10 protein-coding genes and 1 pseudogene are annotated in these 16,251 nt (G+C 33.6%); 1 reads left to right on the forward strand and 10 read right to left on the reverse strand.

Translation table 11 applies throughout. The features are described from left to right. Positions 1-69 precede the first annotated feature (69 nt). The 9 genes and pseudogenes from F0000_RS03080 to F0000_RS03120 all read right to left on the reverse strand — a co-directional run bounded on the left by F0000_RS03080 (position 70) and on the right by F0000_RS03120 (position 12,579). Positions 70-267: a hypothetical protein gene (locus tag F0000_RS03080; RefSeq protein WP_149623237.1), complete on the reverse strand. Its 198-nt coding sequence runs from the start codon at positions 265-267 to the stop codon at positions 70-72. A 419-nt stretch (positions 268-686) separates the two neighbouring features. Next, positions 687-1,838 (reverse strand): DUF418 domain-containing protein, encoded by a 1,152-nt coding sequence (locus F0000_RS03085; RefSeq protein WP_149623238.1) that lies wholly within the window; start codon positions 1,836-1,838, stop codon positions 687-689. A gap of 480 nt (positions 1,839-2,318) precedes the next feature. After that, the gene (locus F0000_RS03090; RefSeq protein WP_149623239.1) at positions 2,319-7,292 is read right to left on the reverse strand and encodes a DNA repair ATPase; all 4,974 of its coding nucleotides are present in this window, start codon (positions 7,290-7,292) and stop codon (positions 2,319-2,321) included. Positions 7,293-7,409: 117 nt separating this feature from the next. Further along, positions 7,410-7,709, reverse strand: coding sequence for a hypothetical protein (locus tag F0000_RS03095; RefSeq protein ID WP_149623240.1), 300 nt, complete (start codon positions 7,707-7,709; stop codon positions 7,410-7,412). Positions 7,710-8,208: 499 nt separating this feature from the next. Next, on the reverse strand, positions 8,209-10,275 hold the full coding sequence (locus F0000_RS03100; RefSeq protein WP_149623241.1) for a flotillin family protein: 2,067 nt from the start codon (positions 10,273-10,275) through the stop codon (positions 8,209-8,211). A 48-nt stretch (positions 10,276-10,323) separates the two neighbouring features. After that, positions 10,324-10,995, reverse strand: coding sequence for a hypothetical protein (locus tag F0000_RS03105; protein WP_188112013.1), 672 nt, complete (start codon positions 10,993-10,995; stop codon positions 10,324-10,326). A 99-nt stretch (positions 10,996-11,094) separates the two neighbouring features. Next, positions 11,095-11,235: pseudogene (locus F0000_RS28190) on the reverse strand (heavy metal-binding domain-containing protein); the annotation flags it as partial. Positions 11,236-11,466: 231 nt separating this feature from the next. Continuing rightward, the gene (locus tag F0000_RS03115; protein ID WP_149623243.1) at positions 11,467-12,180 is read right to left on the reverse strand and encodes a PspA/IM30 family protein; all 714 of its coding nucleotides are present in this window, start codon (positions 12,178-12,180) and stop codon (positions 11,467-11,469) included. Positions 12,181-12,183: 3 nt separating this feature from the next. Beyond that, entirely contained in the window at positions 12,184-12,579 is a 396-nt protein-coding gene (locus F0000_RS03120; protein ID WP_149623244.1) for a YbjN domain-containing protein, read from the reverse strand. Between the two features lie 323 nt (positions 12,580-12,902). On the opposite strand from F0000_RS03120, the gene F0000_RS03125 reads away from it, so the two are divergent. Continuing rightward, positions 12,903-13,661, forward strand: coding sequence for a helix-turn-helix domain-containing protein (locus tag F0000_RS03125; RefSeq protein WP_149623245.1), 759 nt, complete (start codon positions 12,903-12,905; stop codon positions 13,659-13,661). A gap of 282 nt (positions 13,662-13,943) precedes the next feature. Here F0000_RS03125 and F0000_RS03130 read toward each other — a convergent pair whose 3' ends face one another. Continuing rightward, positions 13,944-16,061 carry a cellulase family glycosylhydrolase gene (locus F0000_RS03130; protein WP_149623246.1) on the reverse strand — a complete coding sequence of 706 codons (2,118 nt, stop codon included), beginning with the start codon at positions 16,059-16,061 and terminating at the stop codon, positions 13,944-13,946. Positions 16,062-16,251 lie beyond the last annotated feature (190 nt).

Genomic DNA, 16,251 nt, shown 5'->3' on the forward strand with positions numbered 1-16,251 from the left:
TTTAGCTGTATTTCCTACCAGACACGAGCTATTCACTACATTCTTTTATGCCATCCTCGGAGGGTAATACTAAAAAGGATTATTACAGACTGGACTATTTGGTAAAACACAGTTTCCGTGACAACAGATATGACCGGGAATGCCGCAAAAAAAGGAATTAGGTGTGTGGCATTGTCCATAGTCATCACTAAAACTACCAGTTATGGATTTTTGAACTGACTTACCTAAAAGTACAATTCCGTTAATTTTTGAAACGTTTTTTAACATAATTGAGAATTTATAAAATTTATGAAACCCGATCAGTTTTATAGACACTCGGGAGTTATGTCTTTTTTATCTATTTGATTTGTAATTGTTAATGTAAAGAATACTCTATATTGTTTTTAGAGAGTCTAAACTTTAATAACAATTGCTGCTTCCTTTATATCAGATCTAAGGAATACGATTTATAACTAAAAATTTCGCATATTCATCGTTTCTTTTTCCTTTCTACTTCGTTTAAAAAATAAACCGTAGCTATAGCTATGCTTGATTTTTTTGCCTTGCATAAAGAAAAAATAATTCAATGAATTTATACGAATTTTTTAATCACAAATCGTAGAACACACAAATTAACTAAAATTCCAGAAGATTGTACCTGCCCAAATCGGGTAGTTTTTGACTGGCTCTATATATTTTGCTATTTATTATTTTACTTTTCTCCAGGTGAGTTTTCTCCAGACTTTTTCTAGAGGACCCTGATCGTATTTATGCAACCACCAGGAGGAAAAAAGCATTTGACCCCAAAGACATGCCAGACCGATAATGAGCGAAAACAAAGAACCACAGGATGCATATAAACCGAACCCCCAGTTGTAATACAATACACTTCCTATTATTGACATCAAAACATAATTTGTCAATCCCATTCTACCAAAATTTATAAATTGGGTAATCCATACTTCTCCAGAGTTATGTCTCCATAAGATTACAATAACAGACAGAAATAAAAACATAAGTGAAAGTTTGGCATACGTATCTATCATGGATTTCATAAGTTGTAAGGTGTTACTATCTGTAATTTGTGGTATCCAGACGAAATTAAGAAAGCTAAAAAAGGATACGAATAAAATACTAATGACTACTATTTTATACCAGACTTTTATGCTTCCCTCAGTTAAAAACTTAGTTTTTCTAAACAATACTCCCAGATAGAATAATCCAAGAATTGTAAAAAACCTACCTACATTCCAGGACCAAATTAGGGTTATGAGATATCCTGACATGAAATTCATTTTCAAAACCTCTTTGAATGTTCCTGCCTTTAATACGTCTTCAATTTTTATTTCGGGATATGCTACTCTAAAGTCGTATACATCCCAATTCATGACATAAGTGATCAAATTGTACACATACAGCGGGTTTACTAAAAGGATTACAGCAATGGTGATCAAACTTTTATTTCCTAAATATTTAGAAAATATAAGAGGAAAGCCTAAAAGAGCATACATAATCAAAATATCTCCTCTAAAAAAGATCAAGTGTATCCCGCCAATCAGCATGAGTATAATCATTCGCCAAAAATGCCTGTAAAAATATTCTTGATTTCTCTCCTTATGATTCTCATGTATGATCCAAAAACTTATTCCAAATAAAAGAGAGAATAAAGCAAAAGCTTTTCCGGAGACTAGGTCAAACAAGGTGTTCCATATCCATTGATCTGCTTTTACAAGCCATTTGATTGTATAGTCTGGTTTTACATAAAAGTCAAAATGTTCTATATGATGCAATAAAAGTATACCAGAAATTGCAAGTCCTCTAAGAGCATCGATTAATTTAATTCTTGGTTTGTTTGGCATTAGATTATTTGTTCTTTGATTGAAATGCCTCTAATTTATGAATTAGTAATTAATTGGTGTAATATCTTAAAGATGTATCATTTCTGCTTCTCCCATTTTTCAAAGAATTGAATCGTAGTACCATTTCTGAATTAAAATTTCCCATTCAGATTTGCTCTTTTTCATTGGTGCTTCAGCATAAAAAGAAGGGCGTAGGCTATGTCATAATTTTATTTTTATAGAAACGAAAAATAGTTGATTTTTATTAGAGTATTTTAAAACCAGAATCAAGAAAGTTTAAACTACTTCATTATAGTTCAGAAGCCAAACTTTTCGGTTGACAACCACTACTCAAGATGAGAGCATTGTATTCATCTTCAATACAATATGTAGAATGAATAATTTTCAATAAACTTTCATCACTGATACTACCAAAAGGATTACAATGAATTCAGACAACAAATGGTATTAATAATTTCGCTACTATTCAAGGAAACTGATTTATCTCTCTAACCCTTTTTTTAATACCTCCTGAATTCCTGATAAATGTTCACTAAACTGCATCATCTGAGCCAGTACCTGTGCCATTTCGTTTTGATCTCCAAAACCTTTTAGCTTATTATTTTTTATAAAAGTGTCCTTGATAGTTTCCCATCGGGTGATTTCTTCTTTTGTTATACTATTTGTAAGTTCTTTATATTTCAGAAGATTTGCTTCTGCTGCACTGGTTAGGGTTTGAGATTCATTTTCGTAATGCGATAGGAGCAAAGTTTGTAATTCTGTAGCGTTCATAATCGGAACCACCTTTGCCACTAATTTACTCATATCGCGATAAGACCCTTGTAGCTTGAACGAAGGTTCAGTTCTGTTAGCATCTTCCATGGCGGCAGATTTTATATAAGTAGCATTTACATGCATGATTGTATTTCTTATGGTCACTACTTTCTCTAATACAGCCAGATATTCCTGAATCTCTTGTTTCGTATGATTTCCTTTTAATTCTATACCTTCCTGAACACCGGTTTCTACCATTGCAATCAGGCCATAGATATCTTCAAAATACTTGCTGCTTAACTGATGTAGTATAGGGTTGGAAGTCAATGCATTTTCGATCAGACTTAGCTTAAATAGATCTGCTGTATCACCAATTATATCTCCCAGGTTGTAGATATCTGCTCTATTAGCCAGCATGTCTGGAATCTGAAATTTGTCTCCACTTTCTGTATATGGATTTCCGGCCATAATCACACAGAATTTCTTGCTCCGCAGATCATAAGTTTTAGGGTTTCCGTTATAGACTCCTTCAATTTTACGGGTTCCATCGGCTAATGAAATGAATTTTTGTAGAAATTCCGGATTGCAATGTTGTATGTCATCCAGGTATAGCATTACATTATTACCCATCTCAAAGGCGAGGTTTAATTTTTTGAGTTCTTCTCTGGCGGCCGAGTTGTGAGCTGCCATTGGGTCTACAGAAGTTACCTCATGACCTATGGCTGGACCATTAATTTTCATAAATACCAGCCCCAGGCGATTCGCCATATATTCCATCAACGTTGTTTTACCATATCCGGGAGGAGATATTAATAATAGCATACCCATTCTATCAGTACGCTTAGTATCGCCTACGCTTCCTAATTGTTTTGCCAGGTTATCACCAAAAAGAGGCAGGTAGACCTGATCAATTAATTTATTACGTACAAAAGAAGATAATACTCTGGGTCTAAATTCTTCTAGTTTTAGGTCTTCTTTTAATGCTTCGGTCACTGTGTGTTTTGCTTCCCGATACCGCTCAAAAGCAGGAACTTCTATGGTTGCAAATTCAGATAGTTTTTTGATGAAAAGATGATAGTTAAACTCAAAATTGCCTTCTTGTATATTTTGATGACTTCCTTTTAAGCCCTTAATATTTTGAAAAGGGTCTATATGAATTATTTCTGATACAGCTTCTTTTTTATACAATAGGATACAGACAATTTCGTGAGCATATTCAATCTTTTCCGGATCGTGTGACTTGAGGAAAGCAGTTACCCATTGAAGAGCAAGATTAATTACATCTTTCTGGGTTCTATTGTTGGATAATGATACAGATTTCTTAAACTTAATCAACACTTTTTTCTTGTCTAATGTTGATAAAAACGCATCATATAGCTCGTGGGCGTTTTGACTAATACAAAATATATCATCACTTTGAAGCTCTTCAAAAAGATAGATAGCTATTTGTTTAGATAGATTTAGTACAATATCAGAATTCTTATTCTCTGACGTGGTTTGTCGAATTTTATATTGTTCTGATAATGCAATTATAATTTCAGAAGTATAGATTTCTTTCTCTAAATCAGAAAGTATGGTTTGATGCTCGGTACTATCAGAGAAAATTTCTAAAACCGCTCCCGAAGCTTTTATAATACCATTCCAGTATGTTTTCTTTTCTGTATCTAAACTATGCCAAAAGTATTGTGCATAGGATCGGGATATTGGGCTATACTTTAATAATCCCAGATTGTGATCTTTGCTTACCAAGACTTGTAGAATTTTGGAAGCATCTACATCGTGAACTCCTTTGATATATCCTTCTGCATAATTCTTGCTGCTTTCGGATTTTACAAGATCCAGTAGTTCTTCTTCAGACATTAACGTCAGGTTATGTTTGTCAAATTCTTTTTTATCAGATGTGTTGGATGATTGTACCTGAAAAGGATTCGTATGAAAACTCCTAAAAATTTTATAAGCTAAATAGGAGGATCGATATACTTCCTGATTTTCTGAAACCAGCTCCTGATCCCAGTATTTTTTTGATTCCAGTAAAATTTCATTATTGATTTCCTGGTAAAAATCGGTTCCTGTCAGATGGTATTGTAATGTTTTGTCTTTATAAAGTATAGTGAGATCTAATGGTTGTTTGTTGACACCAAATTTATGTTTCCCTAATTTGATAATATTTTCGCCATCTTCATATAGATCTTGTTTGTCTTTTAGTTTTCGTGTAGCATCCTCTTTGGCGACTTTTAGAGCTGTTTCTATAGTTTCTGCTTTGCCGGCATCATCAAGCTCTAGTAATCCGGAGATGATATCCCGAAGTTTATTGATCATAAGATCAGCTGCAAAATATCCATTGATATCAGCGACAGAACCAAAACTCAATGCTTTTTTTGTTACCCCTTTTAATATGCGATTTGCGGCATTTTCTAAGGCAACTGCTTTTTTGTTTCTAGCTTCGATCAGGCTGTTTTTTCTAGCTTCAAAAGCGTTATATACTTCTTCCCGCTTTTCTATGATCTGAGTAATAAATGCCGAAAAATCTGCGAAACGACCTTCGAGATCTTCTAACTGGACGGATACTTTATTTAATAATTCATCCGTTTTTTCTGGGGTATTGGCGATATCAAGATAATTGATAATACTCTGATCCACCAGTTTTAGTTGGGCAGCAAATTCTGCACTGGATTCTTTACTGCCCAGGGACTTTATTTTATTCTTAATCCCTGCTTTGAGTTGATTGATAGTTGCAAAAATCAAAGATATATTATCTATGATTCTGGTAGAATGTGAAGTATCTTCGATCTGTAGATTAGAAATAATATCAATTAGCATTTCCAGGTCTTTGGCGATCTGATTGACGTCATCTTCCAGTTTTTTTGCCTCAATAACCTTTTTTATAGTATCTAATACGATCTGTTTTTCTGCTACTCTGGCATGATAGGGCAGGAGCGCTTTTTCATCTAGCAGAAATTGAACACATCGTTGCGAAATTTTATCAGTTTGTTCGGCAATTTCAGTTTCAAGATTGGTAATGAATTGTAGGTCGATATATCTAATATCATTGAGTCCAATAACTTCTCCCCGTAATGTTCTTAATTGTGATAAAACCTGTACAAAGTCGTCTATAGATTTAAAAGAACTGCTTTTTATCTTATTGAAGATGGTTTCTGCTGTCACTTTTGTTTCCTTGGTAACATTGGTAGCAGTTTTACGCAGTTGAACTACTTTCTCGAATTCATCAATTGCTGCATTGGCGGCATTGTTAATTTCGCCTAATGGGATATCTAATCGACAGGTGTCTTCTTCTCTTATCCAATAATAACTATCTATAATATCATTAGAGGAGGCAGTAAGATCATCATATAGACCATCATAATTATCCTCTTTGTTAAGTAGCGTGATTAATGCATGGCATTCTGCCATAGCTTTTACGATATCCTTATTTCCAATTTTATACAATAATGTATCTGTATGTTCGGATGGAATTTCGTTACCTTTTAGAAATGGTGTTTGCCAGATCTGGATGACATGGTGTTTTGTTTGTTCATCTTCGGTTCTAAAATAGCATAGTTCACCATTTTCCAGAATAGTAAATCCATTGCAGATGATAGGTGTTTTGACTTCCTGCTCAATAACATTGTAGGACATTAAGGTGTATAAGCCTTTTTTACTTTCATAAAAAACATACAAAAAGTCTTCTCCATTTGGGGAGCTTATTTTTTCCTGAAACTTGACATCATTCACCTCATTGGTAAATAATTTAACTTCTCCGGACTGCAAGTAATATCCATTGGGATACATGATTCCCTGATCATCAGGTAAAAGTACACAAGCATCCTTAATGCATTCAATTTTTTTGACTTCCTGCACTTTATGATTATATACAAAATAGCGTGGAGCTTCCTGAAAAGGTTTGATCTCGAGCGCAATGAGGTTTCCTAGATTGGCATAACGATATTGCCCATCGTCTAATGTTTGATCTACGTGTGTTACTGCCTCATCATAAATTCCTTTTCCATCGTCAGTATTATCTTCTATTTTTATAGTAAGATCTCCTCCTATAGTTTCTACAAATACTTTATCTAATATCGAAATATGGGGATGTGCTCCATACCGATGCATATCACGAGTTACTTCTGTCCACTCAAACTCATATTGTTTAGGGAATTTAAATTCGTGTTCACTACGATTGTCTACATAGGTAAGTGTGCCTTCATTTATTAACCATTTAAAAGTTTTGATGTCAGTAACACTTTCGCTGAGCTGAAATACCATATGCAGATAGTTGCCAACGATGGCAAACTTAGAAAAGATAGTATTGCGATAATATTTATAGAGGTTGGTAAAATCATCTATAAATACGGTATCCTGGATAAGGTCTAGTTTTTTGCTAACAAAGTGATTATCTGTATATGTATAGATACTGAATACATCATCTAGTGTAATCGCTGTGCGCAATCCAAAATGGACATTATACCCAAAAAGACAATATTGACCAATAGTAATAATATCTCTGGCAATACAGTTGTTTACTGTATTGATTCGGTTATTAGCAATGAGTTTGGTTTCTACACTGCCAAATACTTCTTTTCTAGCTTCATTTAATTGTGCCAGACGATCTAGAAGTTCTCCTTTTTGCTTTTGCAAACGATTCTGGATAATCTCATAAGTTCCTCCGTCTAGTTGTATGTTGTTTGTATTGGTTTCTTCCATAGTTGATACCCTAGGTTTTAGTTAGAGTTGTTAAAAATTCCTCTCATCTTTGAGGAGAGGATTAATGTGTTGCTATTAATCCTAAATTTTTTTATTCATAATTCTTTTCTTTTTTAGCTACCTATAGGAACTAAAACTAATTTCTGGATTATTCTGAAAATGTAGTATTATTCTCCATAAAATAAAGGTTAATAGTAACAAGCTGATAATTACAATAATGATGTTTCTTTTTTTTGTAGCCTTTTGTTGCCGATCTATTTTCAGCCTAATTTCTTTTAGAATTTCTTCTGAAACTGGTTCCACTATAATTCCTTTGCTCTCTGCATCAGATTCTCCTGTGATATGACTAAAAGCTTCTCTCTTGACTCTTCGATTATTATTCTTCATCGAAATGTTCATTCCTGAAATTGCACCCATACGTTTTTCAAGTTTATAATTTATATTTCGATGATTTTTAGAATAACAAGCAAGTTGTTGTTATGATGCCAATTGTGATAACTGCTATAATTTTGATAGTAGTTATTCGATTTTGCTTCTGAATCTTATTTCTAATTTCTTTTAGAATTTCTTCAGAAACAGGTTCTATTTTTATTCTATTACTTTCTTTATCAGAACTGGTTCATCCATCAAAAGTTTCTCGTTTATTTCTCCTGTTATTATTTTTCAAGGAAATTATCATTCCCTGAGCTCCTCCAAATCCCATAGTAAACCGTATTTAAAAGTTAAACAAATCCCATCTGGTCAATCGCTCGCTACCCCAAAGAGAGTTCAAGACTTTCTGGGATTGACTTTTATGGGTCTAAAAATATTTTTATGATTGTATTCATAAAGTTTTGTGGATTTCTAACCTCCTCTTTCTTCCGCTTTTCGGAATTCATTCTCCTCCTTGATAAGGAGGAGAACTCTTTTTTGAATGTTATTTCAGTTTCTTATCAGATAATCCTAATCCCTTTGCCAGATTAAAGAGGTTGCTAAACAAATTATTTTCTTCATCATCGGTAGACTTTTGCTTTAAATCCATCAAAATATTAGCAATAGTAAGGTTCTTAATATCTTCTGAAGAAATCCCGTATTTGGCAGCAAACTCTTTTACTTTTTCCAAAAGATTTCCTTTTACATCATCACTACCTAAGATTGCATCTTTTACATCCTGGATATTATCTGAATGCTTTACAAGTCGATCAATACCTTTGGCTTTAGTAATTTGACCAACTATTTGATCAAAGAACATAGTTTCTCCACCTACAATATCAATATTAGCAGCTTTCAGTGCTTCTCCAATTACTTCAGCTTGTGCATCTGCAATTTCTTTTTGGATGTTGATATGCGCTAAGTCTACTTGTAATTCTTTATCTAATCGTAGTTTAAATTCTTCGTGTTCTTTACCAACACCATCAAGTTTTTTCATTGCTTCTGCTTTCTCTTCGATTCCAGCTGCATCAGCTAATGCTTTTTCTTTGATCACTTCAGCCTCTGCTAATCCTTCTTCTTTTAAGGCTTCCGCTTTAGCAGAAATACCAGCGGCTTCGGCTTTGGCTTTTTTCTCAATAATCGATGCTTCTACAATTCCCTGACGTTCGTGTGCCTCTGCTTTTGCGTGCATTACCTGAGCCTCAGACATACCAATGGTAGCTTCTTCTTTTGCTTTTGCTTCTGCTAATGTTTTTCTTGCAGCGGCTTCTTTTTCGCTAGCTTCTTTATGCGCTAATGCTTCGATATTAATCTCTTCTGCTTTTTGTTTAGCAGCTTCTTTTTGAGCTTCTGCAGCTTTTATGGTTGCGATTAATGCCTCTTCTGCATTTGCCTCTGCAATGGTGATTTTTACTTGTTTCTCACGATCTGCAGTTTTAAAAGCTTCAATATCTTTCATGTTTTCTTGCTCTTCTACCACACCTTTTTCTAAGGTAACACGATCACGAATTACATCCTGTATGTTTTTCTTCTCTACTTCTACTACTTTTTCTTTTTCTATCTGAGCTAGTGTAACGATACGTTCACGTTCTGTAGCTTCTAACATTCTGTCTTTTTCTACTCTTTCCGTTTCTACAGCATCGGTACGTTGCTTATTTTTCTCTGCAACAATGATCTGACGTTGCATATTTTCTTCAGCAACTTTTACTTTTTCTTCTGTAGAGATACGAGCTGTTTCAGATTTCAGTCTTTCTTCTTCGGATACCTTTAGAATCTCTGCTTCTTCACGTGCTTTGATATTAGAAATCTCACGTTTCTGTTGTTCTTCTTTTTCGGCTAATTGCTTGTCTAACTCAAGAATTGCTTCACGCGCTTCTACATCTTGTTTACGGATTACTTTTTCCTCATCACGTTTGATAAGGTTAGCTTTCATATTTTGCGCAGCAGTTAATTCAGTAATTTTTTTGATACCTTCTGCATCTAATATATTGTCCATTTTTAAGAAAGAAACCGGTGTTTGTTCTAAGTAGTCAATCGCGCAATCTTCCAGAGTATATCCATTAAGGTCTGTACCTATAATATTTACGATTTCATCTCTGAATTCACGTCGTGCTTCATACAACTCGGTAAATTGAAATTTCTTTCCTACTGTTTTTAGAGCTTCTGAGAATTTGGCTTCAAATAATTCTTCTAATGTTGATACTTCTGAAGCTCGTTCACAACCAATAGTCTGTGCAACTTTTTTAATAGAATCTACATCACTATTTACTCTTACAAAAAAGGCTACCTTAATATCAGCTCTCATATTATCCTTACAAACCAGCCCGTCACCACCTAAACGTTCGATTTGAATCTTCTTAACAGAGATGTCCATGATTTCTACTCTGTGAAATACAGGAACAACATATAGTCCTTTATCTGTTGCTACTTGTGTGCCTTTGAATCCGGTTCGCACAAGTGCTTGTCCCTGGGGTATTTTTTTGTAGAACATTGCGATGATCGCAAAGTATACAATGATTAAGAATAGAATCAAGCCTATTCCGATGCCAATAAAAGGTAAAATGCCTGTCATAATAGTGTAGTGTTTATTAGTTGTTATTTTTGATTCTGCTTCATTATTTTAATCGTTATATGATTGTACATAATAGAAGTTTTTATCATCTGATTGTTTAATAACTAAAATCTTCTGATGATAATTTATTTGCTCTCCATTTAATGATTTTACATAGATTGACATTGGGTTTCCGTCTACAACTACTTCTGCTGAACCCATTTTGTCTTTAGAAACTGTTGACAGTATAATTCCTTTTCTACCTAATAAATCAATGGGTGCATCTCCATCTTTATTCAGGTTTTTAAAAAAACTTTTAAAAGGAGTTGTAAAAACTTTGGTTATGAATAATGAAGGAATGATTGCACCAAGAAAGAAAATGAATCCAAAATTGCTGTCATAACTGTGCGTCAGGTTAGTTGTTATGGTTGTGCATAACCACCAGATAAATATCCAACAGGTAAACGTGAACATAAAGGGTAATCCAACAAAATTGAAATAAATTAATAGGATTTGCCACCATTTTAGGGGTTTTCTTCTTTTCCCAATGATATCTTCTTTATTGACTTCGGTATTTGCGATATCCTCAAAATCGAGATTTCCGCCTTCAATATTACTATCTGCGTCTATATCCAGATCCACATCTGCATCGACTTCTATATCAATATCTACATCCAAATCGAGATCAAAATCAATTCCTGAGATCATTGTGAACAACCAATACAAAATTAGTAAGATCATCAGTATGGTTAATACCATATTTACCTGCGAGAATGCTATGTCAAATAATTCCTTCAATGTATTAGTTGTTTAATTATTAGTAGTTAATGATCTCTTTTTTCAAAATCTTCTGTTTTTTTGATTTTGATTCTTCTCAATATCAAATACACCAGAAGAATTAAGTAGCCTGGTATACTCCTCAATTTCTCCTCCGACAATATTTTTTAATCCTGCAAAGATATCTCTACCGATATTTCTAGCGCGTACGGTACTTCATCTGGCAATTCCTAAAACCTGAGAGCTCTCTTTATTAGGGATGGTATCTGTTGTTAAAATGATCATGATTACTCGTTTTTAATATTCATACTTGACTGAATATACCAAGGGTGTTTAGTTTTTAATGTACTCGATAACCGTGATTTAAATGCTCAGAGGCTTGCCTCAAAATCGATTTTTTTTGATACATGCTTCTAGAGTATGCCCCGAGGTAGTTTACTCCTTTTTGTCTGTCAGTCCTAATTGTTCTTTTAGTTTAGCTAAATCGTCTTCTGCATTTGTTTCTTTGGCATCCACAGCTTTATCTAATTCATCATCTATAGATTTAGAGGTGTTTGCAATATCTCCATAGGCTTCTGCCAATGCTTCTTCCTGGTTTACTTTATCCTTCATACGTTCTAGCATAGATACCGTACTGGAACTGTCTATTTCTGCCATTTGCTTGTTTACATTTTTTGTAGCAGTAGACACTTTTACTCTTGCTTTTAGTGTTTTAAGCTCATTTTCCCATTTACTAATATTTTGTTTAATCTCCTGTATGTTTTTTTCTAACTGAGATACAGAGGTGTCAAATTTTTCTGTCTCGCCTTTGCTACGGGTTACATTCTGTAATGCTTCTTCTTTTTTGACCAAAGCTTCTTTTGCTAATCTATCTGCTTCTGTAGCATCAAGACCACCACCTTGCGCTTTTTTAAGAATCAACATTGCTTTCTGCTGATAATCTTCTGCTTTTGCAGCAAATTCTTCAGTATCATTTTTAGACCTGATAGCCATTGCCTTTACTTGTGCCAGTGCTTCTAGGCCTTTTGCGAGATCAATTTTCATATCTCGAATTCCTTGCTCTGTCATTTTTATAGGATCTTCCATCTTATCTATAGCAGAATGTGCTTCTGCTTCTCCTATTTTAAATAATCTTTTAAAAAAATTCATAGTTTAATATTTTGAAAAATTTATAATTTGTTGCGAGTATTCACTCAATAGTAGCCCCAAAGAGTTCAATGTTCCTTCCAGCTCGTTCAGGTCTAAATTTTCTAATTGGAGGGTATCTCTAAAGATTACTTTTTCTCCAGTTTCATCCAGTACAAATGCTCCGTGAACGATATCCCTGTTTTTCTTAAGCAAACTACGATACACGATTTCACTTTTGTTTTTGATATTGAATATGTGCTGCTCTATAATTAAAATTGGTAATGCTACTCCGATGATGAGGTTTTTAATCCCTTCATTTTCTTTACTGATCATGATAATACCATCTCCTTTATTTTCGTGAATAATATTGAAATTAAGTTGTAGTAAATAATCTTTTACCAATTGGAAGTGATCTTGCATGTGATGGTTTTTTTAATTGATTGTTAGTAATTTATTTCTAGTTCTTGATACTATATCAATATTACAAAAAGTAGGATAACTTTTCGACTATATGTATAGCTAAATTGGCAAGATAAAGTATGATGACTATCATGAGTATGTTGTTTTTTAGATTAATGAATTAGTATTTGCTAAAAATTTTAGTAGATATAGTAGTTTTGCCCAAAACTAAATACACTTTATAAAGTGTATCTACTATGATTAGCATTTTTTTAGTATATTAGCTAATATTGTTAGTGTAAATGTACAATAAATTTTTATAATTGCAAATAAAATTAGCAAAAATGTCATTTTTTGGAAAGAATATTAAAAAAATAAGAAGTGTTAAAAGTTTAAGCCAGCAGGCGTTTGCAGAGCTTTTTGAACTTAAAAGAGGGACTTTAGGTGCTTATGAGGAAGGTAGAAGTGAACCAAAAATAGATACAATAATCAAAATAGCTAATTATTTTAGCATTCAGATTGATGCTTTATTAACCAGTGAACTTACCGTAAATGAGCTTTTGAAATTTAAAGGAGATCTTACCACTTATGCTCAGGATGTAAAGAGAGAAAAATTTGCTTTGATTCCTTGTATAACAGAGAATACTGCTAGTGAATATATTTCTTTATATGATAAGGATACTTTTATTAAAGAACTACCAGGTATTCAATTACCAGTGAACCCGGCAAAAGAATTTAGAGGATATACTGTCTCTAATCTGGAAATGACAAATCATGATCATGGGTTTTATCCAAAGGATATTGTGATAGGAGAGAAGGTACCAGCAGAGGTGATTAAAAAATTGAACAATGGCACATTAGTCTTTGTTTTAGCCGATGGGAAGTTAATCTTCAGAAGACTTTATATTACTAAAGATATAATTGTATTACGAGCAGATCATAAAAATATTGAGGATGCAGAATATTTAATTACTGAAATTAAAGAAATGTGGAGAGTTAGATATGTATTTTGTAGACGTATCCCTGAATTTGCAGACGGAGTAGAAGGTAAGTTGCAGATGATAGAACAGGAACTTCTAAAAATGAAAGAGCGATTGGGTTGATATACTCGTTCATTTTCTCTTTTGCTTCATTGTAAAAATTAGTCTATCAGTATTTTTATGGCTTGGTAAAATAAAAAAGTAACTTCTTGATTTTTAACCTATTTTTATAATCAATCCGGTATAAAAGAATACTGCTCGTAATAATTGTATAAATTGCTATTTCGGGCAGTGTGAATAAAGAACTCATCTTGAGTACAGCTTTGACCTACAAAAGCCAAACTTTTCGGTTGAAAACCACTACTTAAGATGAGTTCAAATATTTAGTATGATACTACCAGAAGATTATCCGTTATTTTTTATAAACTGAAAAGATTCTGATCTCGTCTTACCCATAATTTTTACAAAGTAATTGCCAGTATCCAATGTAGAAATATCGATGGTATTATTTTCTGTATTTATAGGTGTTCTAACAATTATTTTTCCTGAAATATCAATTATTTGCGCAGTTGCTTTCTCCTTCAGCCCATCGACAGTGAGTGTTTTTTGAGCAGGTACAGGGAATACTCTTACTGTTATACTGTTATCTGTTTCTATAGATTCTCTAGTGCTAGAAGAACAATTAGGAGAGGTATTGGAATTACTAAAGTAAATCGTAAAATTTTTATTTTTGGAAACCATCACAAAATTAGCACCGTCTTTTGTTACCCAATAATCACCATCAAGATTGGCAAAACCGGTATTGCTAAGTTGTATATCAGGATTTACAGATGTAAAGTTTTGAGAAGTATTACTTTTAAGGTCATTCCACCAATTAGGGATTCCGTTATTTGTGTTTATGGAGAATTGATATAAACCGTTATTATTGAGATCCCAATTTATGGTAAAATTTGTAACATTACTCAGATCTGGCCCACCAGAACCTAGTACATGTGTGTTGGTATATGAACTATTTTGAATAGATGATAGCGCAGCAGCTATAGGAGTTCCATATTTACAATTATTGCTCGTTGGTGGATTAGGATTAGGGTCAGGATTAGAATCTGTAGAGATTTCAAACCAATTGATATTAAATTTTCCTGATTTTGCGTATAATTCTATAGTTTTTTGCCCAGCTGTTAGACGAATCTCTGTAGTTATGGTATTCCAGTTTTGCCAACCATTTGTCAGCGGGATTGACGATGTTTTTAGCACAGAATTTCCATCTTTACATTGTAATTCTCCAGAATCAACTATACTGGCGATCCTATATTTTATTGTATAACTACCATCAGCAGGAATATTTACCCGGTATCTCAGATAATCTCCATTGTCTATATATCCTACATTGAGGCCTCCATTACTATCAGTAGTGGTTTCGGTTCTAATTCCTTTCTGAGCACAGAAATCTTCTGCCTGGATGGTTGTATTAATAGAAAACCCATTACCAGTACAAGTTGGTACAGGAGGATTGGTGATATTACCTTCCCAGTTTTTGATAATGTCTTTGATATAGCTACCTGTCGCCGTCAGATTATTATTAGTAAGGCCAGAAACTCCTGTTCGACTGGCTACAACAGAAGCGCCTTCTGCTTTATCACTTACAGACCAATTGGCGTGACTAATGTTGTTTTCTTTCATAAAATCAAGCCATTTCTGGGTTTCTTGTCGGTCGGCTCCTCCATCACCATTGGCATTTACGGCTCCCCATTCTGTAACAAATAAAGCAATACCATTATTCATGGCTCTCTTAGCTTCGTCTCTTAAAAATTGTTTATGCGTACCTGCATAAAAGTGTAGTGTATATGCGATATTGCTTTTTTGTATTGGATTATTAGATGCTTCTACAACTTTTTGCGACCATTGCGATGACCCTACAATAATTAGATTGTCCGGATCTTCTGCTCTAATAGCATTTATAACCGCTTCAGAGTATGATTTTATCGTTTGCCACGATTGTCTTATCGGTTCATTATATACTTCATAGATTACGTGATCATTATCTCCGTACAGTGCAGCCATTTCTGTAAAAAATGTAATTGCCTGTTGCTCATATTGCTCAGCATTGTGAGAATGCCAATCAATGATGACGTATATGTCATTTGCTATTGCAGCTTCTACTAAAGCTTTTACTTTATTTTTTTCGCGTGTAGGATTAGTAATATAGCCTCCAGGATCTTCGACACCCATAGATGCACGGACGATACTAGAATTCCAATCTTTTGCCAAATGATCAACGGTTGCTGCATTATAAAATTTAGCTCCTTCACCAAAATTACTCCAAAAGATACTATTCCCTGCGAGGCTTATGGGTTGATTATTTTTATTGACTACTTTGTTTCCGGAGACTCTTAATCTCCCGTTTTTTTGAACAATAGATTGAGAAATAATGGATTGTGTGCAAAAAAAGACAAGAGTCAGGAAGAATATTTTGGATAGACGATTTTTGTTTTTCAGAGATGAAAAACGTTGTGTTGTTCTCATAATTAATTTTAAGTTTAGAGGTTTGTGTTAATTTTTAAATAGTTATAAAAAAAACGAAAGGATTGCACAATTATTATATGGTGAACGATCTCTGGAAATGTTAGTGGCGCAATTATTTTTTTTATAAAATATTGTTTGTTAATCATTTATGTTCGTTATTGTATAGCTTTGTTGTTGAGGTGTTTGAGAT

The organism is Aquimarina sp. RZ0, assembly GCF_008370685.1.
Lineage (GTDB): Bacteria > Bacteroidota > Bacteroidia > Flavobacteriales > Flavobacteriaceae > Aquimarina.